This window comes from Stenotrophomonas sp. YJH_SMC_91 (genome assembly GCF_059368495.1).
Genome location: NZ_JCAFRT010000004.1, coordinates 14,110 through 27,355, shown reverse-complemented (window position 1 = coordinate 27,355; position 13,246 = coordinate 14,110). Strand labels below are relative to the sequence as shown.

General features: G+C 66.2%; 11 protein-coding genes. 8 read left to right on the top strand and 3 right to left on the bottom strand.

Annotation, left to right across the window (positions count from 1 at the left end; all coding sequences use genetic code 11):
- Window positions 1-34: 34 nt before the first annotated feature.
- Window positions 35-442, bottom strand: a complete 408-nt coding sequence (locus tag AC5P5X_RS07205; protein ID WP_024957496.1) for an acyl-CoA thioesterase — start codon at window positions 440-442, stop codon at window positions 35-37.
- Entirely contained in the window at window positions 442-3,435 is a 2,994-nt protein-coding gene (gene uvrA, locus AC5P5X_RS07200) for an excinuclease ABC subunit UvrA (protein ID WP_062606729.1), read from the bottom strand. The genes AC5P5X_RS07205 and uvrA overlap by 1 nt, the downstream gene beginning before the upstream one ends.
- Window positions 3,436-3,753: 318 nt before the next feature.
- Between uvrA and rplU the strand changes: the two genes are divergently transcribed.
- The 3 genes from rplU to obgE all read left to right on the top strand — a co-directional run bounded on the left by rplU (window position 3,754) and on the right by obgE (window position 5,574).
- On the top strand, window positions 3,754-4,062 hold the full coding sequence (gene rplU / locus AC5P5X_RS07195; protein WP_005408557.1) for a 50S ribosomal protein L21: 309 nt from the start codon (window positions 3,754-3,756) through the stop codon (window positions 4,060-4,062).
- A gap of 18 nt (window positions 4,063-4,080) precedes the next feature.
- On the top strand, window positions 4,081-4,344 hold the full coding sequence (gene rpmA / locus AC5P5X_RS07190; RefSeq protein WP_005408558.1) for a 50S ribosomal protein L27: 264 nt from the start codon (window positions 4,081-4,083) through the stop codon (window positions 4,342-4,344).
- Between the two features lie 177 nt (window positions 4,345-4,521).
- Window positions 4,522-5,574: a GTPase ObgE gene (gene obgE / locus AC5P5X_RS07185; RefSeq protein WP_111189238.1), complete on the top strand. Its 1,053-nt coding sequence runs from the start codon at window positions 4,522-4,524 to the stop codon at window positions 5,572-5,574.
- A gap of 203 nt (window positions 5,575-5,777) precedes the next feature.
- Here obgE and rpsT read toward each other — a convergent pair whose 3' ends face one another.
- On the bottom strand, window positions 5,778-6,047 hold the full coding sequence (gene rpsT / locus AC5P5X_RS07180) for a 30S ribosomal protein S20 (RefSeq protein WP_005408560.1): 270 nt from the start codon (window positions 6,045-6,047) through the stop codon (window positions 5,778-5,780).
- Window positions 6,048-6,164: 117 nt separating this feature from the next.
- Here rpsT and murJ point away from each other — a divergent pair, with 117 nt between their 5' ends.
- The 5 genes from murJ to ispH all read left to right on the top strand — a co-directional run bounded on the left by murJ (window position 6,165) and on the right by ispH (window position 13,122).
- Complete coding sequence (gene murJ, locus AC5P5X_RS07175) at window positions 6,165-7,769, top strand: murein biosynthesis integral membrane protein MurJ (RefSeq protein ID WP_032966495.1); 1,605 nt, start codon at window positions 6,165-6,167, stop codon at window positions 7,767-7,769.
- Between the two features lie 75 nt (window positions 7,770-7,844).
- The gene (locus tag AC5P5X_RS07170; RefSeq protein ID WP_111189239.1) at window positions 7,845-8,792 is read left to right on the top strand and encodes a bifunctional riboflavin kinase/FAD synthetase; all 948 of its coding nucleotides are present in this window, start codon (window positions 7,845-7,847) and stop codon (window positions 8,790-8,792) included.
- The gene (gene ileS / locus AC5P5X_RS07165) at window positions 8,789-11,620 is read left to right on the top strand and encodes an isoleucine--tRNA ligase (RefSeq protein WP_111189240.1); all 2,832 of its coding nucleotides are present in this window, start codon (window positions 8,789-8,791) and stop codon (window positions 11,618-11,620) included. Before AC5P5X_RS07170 ends, ileS begins: the two co-directional genes overlap by 4 nt.
- Window positions 11,620-12,144 carry a signal peptidase II gene (lspA, locus tag AC5P5X_RS07160; protein WP_005408564.1) on the top strand — a complete coding sequence of 175 codons (525 nt, stop codon included), beginning with the start codon at window positions 11,620-11,622 and terminating at the stop codon, window positions 12,142-12,144. The genes ileS and lspA overlap by 1 nt, the downstream gene beginning before the upstream one ends.
- Before the next feature lie 27 nt (window positions 12,145-12,171).
- Window positions 12,172-13,122 (top strand): 4-hydroxy-3-methylbut-2-enyl diphosphate reductase, encoded by a 951-nt coding sequence (ispH, locus tag AC5P5X_RS07155; RefSeq protein WP_005408565.1) that lies wholly within the window; start codon window positions 12,172-12,174, stop codon window positions 13,120-13,122.
- The last annotated feature ends 124 nt before the right edge of the window (window positions 13,123-13,246 follow it).

Genomic DNA, 13,246 nt, shown 5'->3' with positions numbered 1-13,246 from the left:
CGTGCCGACCAAGGTCGGCACCCACCAGGGCGCGTCAGGTGGAAGCGCTGCGGATCGCCTGCGGCAGCGGTGCGCTCTTGCCGGTCTGGGTATCCATCCAGACCACCACCACGTTGCCATCGGAATACAGCTTCGAATCGTCCTGCTGATCGACGATGCGGTGGCCGATGGTCACGCTGCTGTTGCCCAGGCGCTCGACGAACAGCTCGACCAGGATGTCGTTGGGCCACACGATCGGCAGCCGATAGTTGACGTTGGTCGCGGCCACCACCGGGGCGATGCGGTCGGTCATCGACACGCCGTCCACGCCCAGCATCCAGCGCACGCGCGCTTCCTCCAGGTAGGAAATGTACTTGGCGTTGTTGACGTGGCCCATGCTGTCCATGTCACGCCAGCGTACGCTGATCGGGATGCGGGCCAGGATCTTGTGTTCGCTGCTCATCAGGCGTCCTTCTTCTTGGTCGTGCTCTTGCTGGCCTTGCCGCTGCTCTTGGCAGCCACCGCCTTCTTCGCCACCTTGGCCGGCTTCTCAGGCTTCACCTTGCGCGGCGGGCGGGCATCGGGCTTGTTGGCCACGGCGGCCGGCTGTTCCGGGCGCGCGCTGGTAGACGGCAGCATGCGGGCCAGGAACTGGCCGGTGTACGACTGCGGGCAGGCCGCCACGTCTTCCGGCGTGCCGGTGACCAGGATGGTGCCACCGCGATGCCCGCCTTCCGGGCCCAGATCGACGATCCAGTCGGCGGTCTTGATCACGTCCAGGTTGTGCTCGATCACCACAACCGTGTTGCCCTCGTCGCGCAGCTTGTGCAGCACGCCCAGCAGCGCTTCGATGTCGTGGAAGTGCAGGCCGGTGGTCGGTTCGTCGAGGATGTACAGGGTGCGGCCGGTATCGCGGCGCGACAGTTCCTTGGACAGCTTCACGCGCTGCGCTTCACCACCAGACAGCGTGGTCGCGCTCTGGCCCAGCTTGATGTAGCTCAGGCCGACGTCGACCAGCGTTTCCAGCTTGCGCGCGATTGACGGCACCGGCTCGAACAGCTTCAGCGCATCCTCGACGGTCATTTCCAGCACGTCGTTGATGTTGAAGCCCTTGTACAGGATCTCCAGCGTTTCGCGGTTGTAGCGCTTGCCATGGCAGACATCGCACGGCACGTACACATCCGGCAGGAAGTGCATCTCGACCTTGATCAGGCCGTCGCCCTGGCAGGCTTCGCAGCGGCCGCCGCGCACGTTGAAGCTGAAGCGGCCCGGCGAATAGCCACGCGCACGCGCTTCAGGCACCTGTGCGAACAGTTCGCGCAGTGGAGTGAACAGGCCGGTGTAAGTGGCCGGGTTCGAACGCGGGGTGCGGCCGATCGGCGACTGGTCGATGTCCACCACCTTGTCGAACAGGTCCAGGCCATCGATCTCCTTGTACGGGGCGATCGGGTGCGAGGAACCGTTGATCTCGTTGGCGGCCAGCGAGAACAGGGTGTCGTTGATCAGGGTCGACTTGCCCGAGCCGGACACGCCGGTCACGCAGGTCAGCAGGCCCGACGGAATCGCCAGGTCCACGCCCTTCAGGTTGTTGCCGCTGGCCCCGCGCAGGTGCAGGGTCATCTTCGGATTCGGCTTGTGCCGGCGCGCCGGAATCTCGATCGCGCGCTTGCCGGACAGGTACTGGCCGGTCAGCGAGCGCGGTGCCTCCAGGATGTCCTGCAGGGTGCCCTGGCCGACGATCTCGCCGCCATGAACGCCCGCGCCCGGGCCGATGTCCAGCACATAGTCGGCCAGGCGGATCGCATCCTCGTCATGTTCGACCACGATCACCGTGTTGCCCAGGTCGCGCAGGCGGGTGAGGGTGCCGAGCAGGCGTTCGTTGTCGCGCTGGTGCAGGCCGATGGACGGCTCGTCGAGCACGTACATCACGCCGACCAGGCCGGCGCCGATCTGGCTGGCCAGGCGGATGCGCTGTGCCTCGCCACCGGACAGGGTGTCGGCCTTGCGCTCCAGGGTCAGGTAATCCAGGCCCACATCGACCAGGAAGCCGAGGCGTTCGCCGATTTCCTTGACGATCTTCGCGGCGATTTCGCCACGCCAGCCCGGCAGGCTCAGTTCGCTGAAGAACTTCAGCGCCTCGTCGATCGGCAGCACCACCAGGTCCGGCAGCGGGCGGTCGGCCACGAACACGTTGCGAGCCGCCTTGTTCAGGCGCGCGCCGTGGCATTCCGGGCACGGCTGCTCGCTGATGTACTTGGACAGTTCTTCGCGCACCGCCGGCGACTCGGTTTCCTTGTAGCGGCGTTCGAGGTTGGGAATGATGCCCTCGAAGCGGTGCTTGCGCTGGGTGCGGCCACCGGCTTCGGTGAAGTAGGTGAAGGTGATCGCTTCGTCGCCGCTGCCGTACAGCACGGCCTGCTGCACCTTGGCCGGCAGCGAGTTCCACGCCGCGTCGACGTCGAACCGGTAGTGCTTGGCCAGCGAAGCGATCAGCTGGAAGTAATAGGCGTTGCGGCGGTCCCAGCCGCGCACCGCACCGGCGGCCAGCGACAGTTCGGGATGCACCACCACGCGCGAGGGGTCGAAGAACTCGGCCATGCCCAGGCCATCGCAGCCGGGGCAGGCGCCCATCGGTGCGTTGAACGAGAACAGGCGCGGTTCCAGCTCCGGCAGCGAGTAATCGCAGACCGGGCAGGAATACTTGGAGGAGAACAGCGTCGGCGCGGTTTCGGTGTTGTCCAGGCTCTGCACCGAGGCCATGCCGTCGCCCAGCTTCAGCGCGGTCTCGAAGCTCTCGGCCAGGCGCTGCTTGATGTCCTCGCGCGGGCGGAAGCGGTCGATCACCGCCTCGATGGTGTGCTTCTGGCGCAGTGCCAGCGGCGGCACCGCGTCGATCTCATGCAGCTCGCCGTCCACGCGCACACGGACGAAGCCCTGCGCACGCAGCTGGTCGAACACCTGCGCATGCTCGCCCTTGCGGTCGCGGATGACCGGCGCCAGCAGCATGTAGCGCTGTTCCGGGTCCAGCGTCAGCACCTGGTCGACCATCTGGCTGACCGTCTGCGCTTCCAGCGGATAGCCGTGGTCCGGGCAGCGCGGGGTGCCGACGCGGGCGTACAGCAGGCGCAGGTAGTCGTAGATCTCGGTGATCGTGCCGACGGTCGAACGCGGGTTGTGCGAGGTCGACTTCTGCTCGATCGAGATGGCCGGGGACAGGCCTTCGATGTGGTCCAGGTCCGGCTTTTCCATCACGCTCAGGAACTGGCGCGCATAGGCCGACAACGACTCGACATAGCGGCGCTGGCCTTCTGCATAGATGGTGTCGAACGCCAGCGAGGACTTGCCCGAGCCGGACAGGCCGGTGATCACGATCAGCTTGTCGCGGGGCAGGTCGAGGTCGAGGTTCTTCAGGTTGTGCGTCCGCGCGCCGCGGATGCGGATGAAATCCATCGCCATGGGGGATCCGGTTGTGGGGGCGTTGGCTGGGTGCCGGGCCAGCAGGGAACGGCAATCGGTCAGCCTACCGAGGTGACCAGATGGGGGCAATGGGCGACAATGCCAGCCCGGTGTCTCACCTTGTGAGACAGGCCGTCAGCCAGGGGTCAGATCCCTTTTCACGCCGTGAAAAGGGATCTGACCCCCGTGCCGCTGCCGTCTCCTTCGACGTTCAGGGGTTGACTTGACCCGCCCCCGCTGATCTGCGTACAATTCCGCTCCTGTCCGCCCTCGATGGCGGCAGCTCAGACCACAATAACTACAGAGGAAGGCCTGGTCATGTACGCAGTACTGGTCACCGGCGGTAAGCAATACCGCGTGGCGCAGGGCGAAAAGCTCCGCATTGAAAAGCTCGAAGTCGAAGTCGGCAGCGAGATCAAGTTTGACAACATCCTGATGCTGGGTGACAGCGACGGCGTGAAGCTGGGCGATGCGCTGAAGGGCGCTGCCGTCACCGCCAAGGTCCTGTCCCAGGGTCGTGCTGACAAGGTCCGGATCATCAAGTTCCGTCGCCGCAAGCACCACATGAAGCGTCAGGGTCACCGTCAGTACTACACCGAAATCGAGATCACCGGCATCGCCGGCTAAGCATCAGGAGAAGCAGTCATGGCACATAAAAAGGGCGTAGGCTCCTCGCGCAACGGTCGCGACTCCAACCCGAAGTACCTGGGCGTCAAGATCTTCGGCGGCCAGGCCATCGAAGCCGGCAACATTATCGTGCGTCAGCGCGGCACCCAGTTCCACCCGGGCACCGGCGTTGGCCTGGGCCGTGACCACACCCTGTTCGCCCTCGTGGACGGCAAGGTGGAGTTCTCGGTCAAGGGCGCCAAGAAGCGTCGCACCGTCAGCATCGTCTCGGCCGACGCCTGATCCAGGCATCGCCGGCGCCCGTGCCTCGGCATGGGGGTGCTGCATGAAGAGCCCCGCTTCGGCGGGGCTTTTCGTTAGAGTTGAAGCAAGACCGGCCAGGCCGGGCTGCCGGCCATCGGCAGGCATAACATTCAAGGTGACGGCCGGCAGGCCGCGCCCATCGCAGGCATCGAAACAATGAAACTGGTAGACGAAGCAGAAATCGAAGTGTTCGCCGGCAACGGCGGCAACGGCTGCATTGGCTTCCGTCGCGAGAAGTTCATTCCGCTCGGCGGCCCGGACGGCGGCGACGGCGGTGCGGGCGGCAGCGTGTACATCCGCGCCGACGAAAACCTGAATACCCTGGTCGACTTCCGCCATGACCGCATCTTCAAGGCGCAGCGTGGCGAGAACGGCATGGGCCGCCAGGCCTACGGCAAGGGCGGCGAAGACCTGACCATCACCGTGCCGGTCGGCACCGTGGTGATCAACGTTGCCACCGATGAAGTCATCGGCGACCTGACCCAGCACGGCGACCGCCTGCTGGTGGCCAAGGGCGGCCGCGGTGGCCTGGGCAACATGCACTTCAAGAGCTCGACCAACCGCTCGCCGCGCCAGGCGCTGCCGGGCGAGCCGGGTGAGGAGCGCACGCTGAAGCTGGAGCTGAAGCTGCTGGCCGACGTCGGCCTGCTGGGCTTCCCCAACGCCGGCAAGAGCACCCTGATCCGTGCCGTTTCGGCCGCGACGCCGAAGGTGGCCGATTACCCGTTCACCACGCTGTACCCGAACCTGGGTGTGGTGAAGGTGGAAAACTACCGCAGCTTCGTGATTGCCGACATCCCGGGCCTGATCGAAGGCGCGGCCGACGGTGCCGGCCTGGGTGCGCAGTTCCTGCGCCACCTGCAGCGCACCCGCCTGCTGCTGCACCTGGTGGACATCTCCCCGATGGAGGGTGGGGTGGAAGGCATTTCTCCGGTCGAGCAGGTGCGCGCCATCGAGCGCGAGCTGGAAAAGCACGATCCGGAACTGCTGCAGAAGCCGCGCTGGCTGGTGCTGAACAAGGCTGACCTGATGTTCGAGGATGAAGCGAAGGCTGCGGCCGAGCAGATCGTCGTCGACCTGGGCTGGAAGGAGCCGTGGTTCCTGGTCTCCGCGCTGGGTCGCGAAGGCACCTTCCCGATCATGAGCCGGATCATGGCCTTCTTCGATCGCCAGAAGGAAGAAGAGCAGGAAGCCCGTAACGCGCAGTAGAGTCGACTGTCAGTCGACTGACGTTGGCAAAAACCCGGCTTCGGCCGGGTTTTTCATTTTCCGGTAGTGCCGGCCGCTGGCCGGCATTCCTCGGGGTTGCCGGCCAGCGGCCGGCACTACCGGATCGCTGGCAACAAAAAACCCGGCCGGGGCCGGGTTCTTGTCTGCTGCCCGGCCCCGGAGGGCAGGGCGGCAACGCCGGATCAGGCGGCCTTGAGGGCCTTGATGCGGTCGTTCAGGCGGCTCTTGTGGCGAGCAGCCTTGTTCTTGTGGATCAGGCCACGCGCGCTGAAGCGATCCAGGATCGGCTGGGCAACGGCGAAGGCGGCTTCGGCGCCGGCGGCATCGTTGGCGTCCAGCGCCTTGATCACTTTCTTGACAGCGGTGCGCAGCATCGAGCGCTGAGCCACGTTGCGCGCGTTGCGCACGACGGTCTGCTTGGCGCGCTTCTTGGCGGACTTGATATTGGCCACGGTGGTGGTTTCCTGAAAAAATCGGTGTTATGGGAACAGCAAGCTAGCTAGTATGATGGCGTAAGAAATGCACGTCAAGTCGATTGTCAAGAGGGACGCTGAGTGAGTTCACCCAAGTTGTTGCGAGGCCTGCTGTCGTTCAGCAGCATGACCATGGTCTCGCGCGTTCTCGGACTTGTCCGGGACTTCGTGGTGACCACCACGTTCGGCACCAACGCCATCACTGATGCTTTCTGGGTCGCCTTCAGGGTACCCAATTTCCTGCGGCGTTTGTTCGCCGAAGGCTCTTTCGCCACCGCTTTCGTGCCCGTGTTCACGGAAGTGAAGGAGACCCGCAGCCACGCCGAGCTGCGTGAACTGATGGCCCGCACCGCTGGCACCCTGGGCGGGGTGCTGATGCTGGTCACTGCGCTGGCGCTGATCTTCGCGCCGCAGCTGGCCTCGGTCTTCTCCAGTGGCGTTGATACCGATCCGGTCAAGCAGGGCCTGCTGGTCGACCTGTTCCGCCTGACCTTCCCGTTCCTGTTGTTCGTGTCGCTGACCGCCCTGGCCGGCGGCGCGCTGAACAGCTTCCAGCGCTTCGCCATGCCGGCGCTGACCCCGGTCATCCTCAACCTGTGCATGATCGCCGGCGCGCTGTGGCTGGCCCCGCGGCTGGGCGGCACCCCGGAAAAGCAGATCCTGGCGCTGGGCTGGGCGGTACTGGCTGCCGGCATCCTGCAGCTGCTGTTCCAGCTGCCCTCGCTGAAGGGCATCAACCTGCTGACCCTGCCGCGCTGGGGCTGGAGCCATCCGGGCGTGCGCAAGGTGATGACGCTGATGGTGCCGACCCTGTTCGGCTCCTCGGTGGCGCAGATCAACCTGCTGCTGGACACCGTCATCGCGGCCAAGCTGACCGATGGCTCGCAGTCCTGGCTGTCGCTGGCCGATCGCTTCCTGGAGCTGCCGCTGGGCGTGTTCGGCGTGGCGCTGGGCACGGTGATCCTGCCGGCGCTGGCCCGTCACCACGTCAGCACCGACCGCGAAGGCTTCTCGCGCTCGCTGGACTGGGGCCTGCGCATGACCCTGCTGATCTCGGTGCCGGCCATGCTGGGCCTGCTGCTGCTGGCCGAACCGCTGATTGCGACCATCTTCCAGCACGGCCAGTTCAGTGCCTTCGATACCCGCATGACCGCGCTGTCGGTGTACGGCCTGAGTTTCGGCCTGCCGGCGTTCGCCCTGCTGAAGGTGGTGTTGCCGGCGTTCTACGCACGCCAGGACACCAAGACCCCGGTGCGCGCGGGTGTGGCCGCGCTGGTGGCCAACATGGTGTTCAACTTCGCCCTGCTGGCGGTGCTGTACCAGGTCATGGTGCCGGACGAGCTGAAGGCGCAGGGCGTGATGGCGGCCATCGGCAAGCAGCCGGGCCTGCATCTGGCGCTGGGCATTGCCAGCGCGCTGTCCAGTTACCTGAACCTGGGCCTGCTGTGGTACTGGCTGGGCAAGACCGACGTCTACCAGCGCCGGCCGGGCTGGGCCGGCTATCTGCTGCGACTGCTGCTGGCCTGTGCGGCCATGGTTGGTGTGCTGCTGGCCCTGCTGCACTGGCTGCCGGGCTTCTCGGCGATGAGCGTATGGGAGCGGATCGGCAGCCTGTCGCTGCTGGTCGGCGGTGGCGGTGTCACCTACGCGGTAGCCATGCTGGCGATGGGCTTCCGCCCGCGCGATCTGCGCGGGCATTGATCGCGGCTTGTGGCGGCTATACTTCAGGGTTACACCATTGAAGCGGCGGCCCCGGTCGGGCCGGAACGAGAGTTGATGAGCAGGCTGTTCAGAAGCGTCGAGGGCGGGGAGCTGTTCCCCAACGGAAGCGTGGTCTGTATCGGTGCATTCGACGGCCTCCACCTGGGCCATCGTGCGCTGGTCCGCCATGCGGTTGCCCGCGCGCGCGCCTTGGGCGTGGCCGCCGTGGCCGTGGCGTTCGAGCCGCTGCCGCGTGAGTTCTTCGCCCAGGGCACACCGCCGCCGCGGCTGACCCTGGCGCGCAGCAAGGTCGAGATCCTGCGCGAGCTCGGTGTCGATGCGGTCGGCCTGCTGCGATTCGACGCGGCGATGGCGGCGATGCCGGCCGAGACCTTCGTGCGCCAGTTGCTGGTCAACCGCCTGAGTGCGCGTGAGGTCTGGATCGGCCCCGAGTTCTGCTTCGGCAACCGCCGCCGCGGCGACCTGGCTCTGCTGCAGAAAATGGGTGCCGAACTGGGTTTCACTGCGGGCGAAATTGAAGCGGTCGACCTGCATGGCGAACGCATTTCCAGCACCCGCATCCGCCAGCTGCTGCAGCAGGGCGACTTCGCCCGTGCCAACGATCTGCTGGGTCGTCCGTACGCGATCAGCGGCCGGGTGGTGCGCGGGCGCCAGCTCGGCCGTACGCTGGGCTTCCCCACCGCCAACCTGCGGTTCCCGAAGACCCCGGCACTGTCGGGCATCTACGCGACCTGGGTGCATGGCGTGTTCGACCAGCCGTGGCCGTCGGTGTCCAGCTTCGGCACCCGCCCGACGGTGGAGGGCGTGGAGCCGCTGCTGGAAGCCCACCTGTTCGATTTCCAGGGCGACCTGTACGGGCGCCACATCGATGTGGAGTTCGTCGCCAAGCTGCGCGACGAAGAGAAATTCAATGATCTGGCGGCGCTGACCGACCAGATGCACCGCGACGCCGAACAGGCGCGCGCCATCCTTTCCGAACATAGATTGCGAGCCACTGCGTGAGCCAGGACTACAAGACCACCCTGAACCTGCCAGCCACCGAATTCCCGATGCGCGGCGATCTGCCCAAGCGCGAGCCGGGCATTCTGGCGCGGTGGGAAGCGCAGGGGCTCTACCAGCAGCTGCGCGACAACGCCGCCGGCCGCCCGCTGTTCGTGCTGCACGATGGCCCGCCGTACGCCAACGGCCGCATCCACCTGGGCCACGCGGTCAACAAGATCCTGAAGGACATCATCGTCAAGTCGCGCTACCTGGCCGGCTTCGATGCGCCCTACGTGCCGGGCTGGGACTGCCATGGCCTGCCGATCGAGATCGCGGTGGAAAAGAAGTGGGGCAAGGTCGGCACCAAGCTCGACGCCGTCGAATTCCGCCAGAAGTGCCGCGAGTTCGCCGAAGAGCAGATCAATATCCAGCGCGTGGACTTCAAGCGGCTGGGCGTGACCGGTGACTGGGACAACCCGTACAAGACCCTGAGCTTCGACTTCGAAGCCAACGAGATCCGTGCGCTGTCCAAGGTTGTGGCCAACGGCCACCTGGTGCGTGGCGCCAAGCCGGTGTACTGGTGCTTCGACTGTGGCTCGGCGCTGGCCGAGGCCGAGATCGAGTACCAGGAAAAGGAATCGCCGGCGATCGACGTGGCCTACGCCGCACGCGATGCGCAGGCCATCGGCCAGGCGTTCGGCGTGAGCGTGCCGGCCGACGTGGAAGTGGCCGTACCGATCTGGACCACCACCCCGTGGACGCTGCCGGCCTCGCTGGCGGTGTCGCTGGGCTCGGAGATCACCTACGTGCTGGCCGAAGGCCCGGCGCACAACGGCAAGCGCCGTTGGCTGGTGCTGGCTGCGGCGCTGGCCGAGCGCGCGCTGCAGCGCTATGGCGTCGAAAACCTGGTGCTGCACGGTGAAACCACCGGTGCGGCGCTGGAGAACCAGCTGCTGGCGCACCCGTTCTACCCGGAGCGCGAGATCCTGGTGCTCAACGGCGACCACGTCTCCGACGAGGACGGTACCGGTGCGGTGCACACCGCCCCCGGCCACGGCCAGGAAGACTTCGTGGTCAGCCAGAAGTACGGCCTGCTGGACAAGTACAACGCCGGCCAGGTGACCCCGATCGACGGCCGTGGCGTGTACCTGGAATCGACCCCGCCGGCCGGTGACGTGGTGCTGGCTGGCCAGCACCTGTGGAAGGCACAGGAAGGCATCGTCGGCGTGCTGCGCGACAACGGTTCGCTGCTGGCGTTCCATCCGATCCGCCACAGCTACCCGCACTGCTGGCGCCACAAGACGCCGGTGGTGTTCCGCGCCACCCCGCAGTGGTTCATTTCGATGGACAAGGCCAACCTGCGCAACGATGCGCTGGCCGCCATCGACACCGTCGGCTGGTTCCCGACCTGGGGCAAGGCGCGCATCCAGAGCATGGTCGACGGTCGCCCGGACTGGACCATCTCGCGCCAGCGCACCTGGGGCGTGCCGATCGCACTGTTCACCCACCGGCAGACCGGCGAGATCCATCCGCGTTCGGTGGAGCTGATGCAGCAGGTCGCCGACCGCGTCGAAGCCGAGGGCATCGACGTGTGGTACTCGCTGGATGCCGCCGAACTGCTGGGCGCTGAAGCCGCCGACTACGAGAAGGTCACCGACATCCTCGACGTCTGGTTCGACTCGGGCGTGACCCATGAAGGCGTGCTTGCGGCGCGTGGCTTCGGCAAGCCGGCCGACCTGTACCTGGAAGGTTCCGACCAGCACCGCGGCTGGTTCCAGTCCTCGCTGCTGACCGGCGTGGCGATCGACAAGCGCGCCCCGTACAAGCAGTGCCTGACCCACGGCTTCACCGTGGATGAGCACGGCCGCAAGATGTCCAAGTCGCTGGGCAACGGCATCGAGCCGCAGGACATCATGAACAAGCTGGGCGCGGACATCCTGCGCCTGTGGATCGCCTCGGCCGACTACAGCAACGAGATGTCGCTGTCGCAGGAGATCCTCAAGCGCAACGCCGATGCCTACCGCCGCCTGCGCAACACCGCACGCTTCCTGCTCGGCAACCTGGACGGTTTCGATCCGGCACAGCACCTGCGTCCGCTCGACCAGATGGTCGCGCTGGACCGCTGGATCGTGCATCGCGCGTGGGAGCTGCAGGAGAAGATCAAGGCGGCCTACGACGGCTACAACATGGCCGAGATCGTGCAGCTGCTGCTGAACTTCTGCAGCGTGGACCTGGGCTCGCTGTACCTGGACGTGACCAAGGATCGCCTGTACACGATGCCGACCGATTCGCACGGTCGCCGTTCGGCACAGAGCGCGATGTACCACATCGCCGAAGCGTTCACCCGCTGGGTGGCGCCGATCCTGACCTTCACCGCCGACGAGCTGTGGGGCTACCTGCCGGGCGAACACGCCGGCCACGTGCTGTTCACCACCTGGTACGACGGCCTGGCGCCGCTGCCGGCCGATGCCCAGCTCAACGCCACCGACTTCGACCAGTTGCTGGCTGTGCGCGAGCAGGTGGCCAAGGTGCTCGAGCCGATGCGTGCCAACGGCGCCATCGGTGCCGCGCTGGAAGCGGAGATCACCATTGCCGCCAACGAGGAGCAGGCCGCGAAGTGGCAGCCGCTGGCCGATGAACTGCGCTTCCTGTTCATCAGTGGCGACGTGCAGGTGCGCCCGGCGACCACCGACGAGGTGTTCGTCAGCGCCCAGCCGACCACCAAGGCCAAGTGCGTGCGCTGCTGGCACCACCGCGCCGACGTCGGCAGCAACGCCGATCATCCGGAACTGTGCGGCCGTTGCGTGAGCAACGTGACCGGCGCCGGCGAAGTGCGGAGCTGGTTCTGATGGCCGCGCCCCGTCCGCATCCGAACGCCCTGGTCTGGCTGCTGCTGTCGGCCGCCATCATCGGCCTGGACCAGTGGTCCAAGGCCTGGGTGCTGTCGAGCCTGCCGGAGTTCCAGCCGGTGGTGGTCATCGACGGCTTCTGGAACTGGTACCGCACCTACAACACCGGCGCGGCATTCAGTTTCCTGAGCGACGCCGGTGGCTGGCAGAAGTACTTCTTCACCGCACTGGCGATCGCCATCAGCGGCCTGATGGCGTGGTGGCTGCGCGGCACCGCGCGCGGCAACTGGAAGGCCGCGGTGCCGTATGCGCTCATCATCGGCGGCGCCATCGGCAACGTGATCGACCGCCAGGTGCACGGCCACGTGGTCGACTTCATCCAGTGGTACGTGGGCAGCTACACCTGGCCCTCGTTCAACATCGCCGACTCGGCCATCGTGGTGGGTGCCATCGGCATCGCCCTGTTTGGCCTGTTCGACGGCAAGTCCGCCAAAAAGGCGGATAATGCCAATCCGAAACCGTAAGCCGGCCGCTGCCGGGAGATTGAACTGATGGATGTGCTGCTCGCCAACCCGCGTGGTTTCTGTGCCGGTGTCGATCGTGCGATCGAGATCGTCAAGCGCGCGATCGAAACGCTGGGCGCGCCCATCTATGTTCGCCATGAAGTGGTGCACAACCGCTTCGTGGTCGACGACCTGAAGCAGCGCGGGGCGATCTTCGTCGAGGAACTCGACGAAGTGCCGGACAACAACACGGTGATCTTCAGCGCCCATGGCGTGTCCCAGGCCGTGCGCCAGGAAGCCGAGCGCCGTGGCCTGAAGGTGTTCGACGCCACCTGCCCGCTGGTGACCAAGGTCCACTTCGAAGTCGCCCGCCACTGCCGTGCCGGCCGTGACGTGGTGCTGATCGGCCACGCCGGTCACCCGGAAGTGGAAGGCACCATGGGCCAGTGGAACCGCGAAGCCGGCACCGGCCAGATCTACCTGGTGGAAGACGTGGAGCAGGTTGCCACGCTGCAGATCAACCAGCCGGAAAACTTCGCCTACACCACCCAGACCACGCTGTCGGTGGATGACACGCGCGGGATCATCGATGCGCTGCGCGAGCGTTTCCCGGCGATGCAGGGCCCGAAGAACGACGACATCTGCTACGCCACGCAGAACCGCCAGGATGCCGTGCGCGATCTGGCCAAGCGCTGCGACCTGGTGCTGGTGGTCGGTTCGCCGAACAGCTCCAACTCCAACCGCTTGAGCGAGCTGGCCCGCCGTGAGGGCGTGGAGTCGTACCTGATCGACGGCGCGCACGAGATCGACCCGGCATGGGTGGCAGGCAAGCAGCACATCGGCGTGACCGCCGGCGCCTCTGCACCGCAGGTGCTGGTCGATGGCGTGCTGGCGCGCCTGGCCGAACTGGGCGCCACCGGCGTGGGCGAGCTGGACGGCGAACCGGAATCGATGGTGTTCGCGCTGCCGAAGGAACTGCGCCTGCGCCTGGTCGACTGACCGGGAAGCGCCTCATCCACGCATGGCGTGGATCTACTGGAACTGCTCTGGTGGGTGCGAACTGGCACACGGTGGGTGCAAACCAGCACAAGGTGGGTGCGAACCTTGGTTCGCACGCTTTTTC

What these genes read in the sequence shown, in the direction of transcription:
- AC5P5X_RS07205 (WP_024957496.1), bottom strand. Translation starts at nt 442, where the DNA reads ATGAGCAGCGAACACAAGATCCTGGCCCGCATCCCGATCAGCGTACGC.
- uvrA (WP_062606729.1), bottom strand. Translation starts at nt 3,435, where the DNA reads ATGGCGATGGATTTCATCCGCATCCGCGGCGCGCGGACGCACAACCTG.
- rplU (WP_005408557.1), top strand. Translation starts at nt 3,754, where the DNA reads ATGTACGCAGTACTGGTCACCGGCGGTAAGCAATACCGCGTGGCGCAG.
- rpmA (WP_005408558.1), top strand. Translation starts at nt 4,081, where the DNA reads ATGGCACATAAAAAGGGCGTAGGCTCCTCGCGCAACGGTCGCGACTCC.
- obgE (WP_111189238.1), top strand. Translation starts at nt 4,522, where the DNA reads ATGAAACTGGTAGACGAAGCAGAAATCGAAGTGTTCGCCGGCAACGGC.
- AC5P5X_RS07170 (WP_111189239.1), top strand. Translation starts at nt 7,845, where the DNA reads ATGAGCAGGCTGTTCAGAAGCGTCGAGGGCGGGGAGCTGTTCCCCAAC.
- lspA (WP_005408564.1), top strand. Translation starts at nt 11,620, where the DNA reads ATGGCCGCGCCCCGTCCGCATCCGAACGCCCTGGTCTGGCTGCTGCTG.
- ispH (WP_005408565.1), top strand. Translation starts at nt 12,172, where the DNA reads ATGGATGTGCTGCTCGCCAACCCGCGTGGTTTCTGTGCCGGTGTCGAT.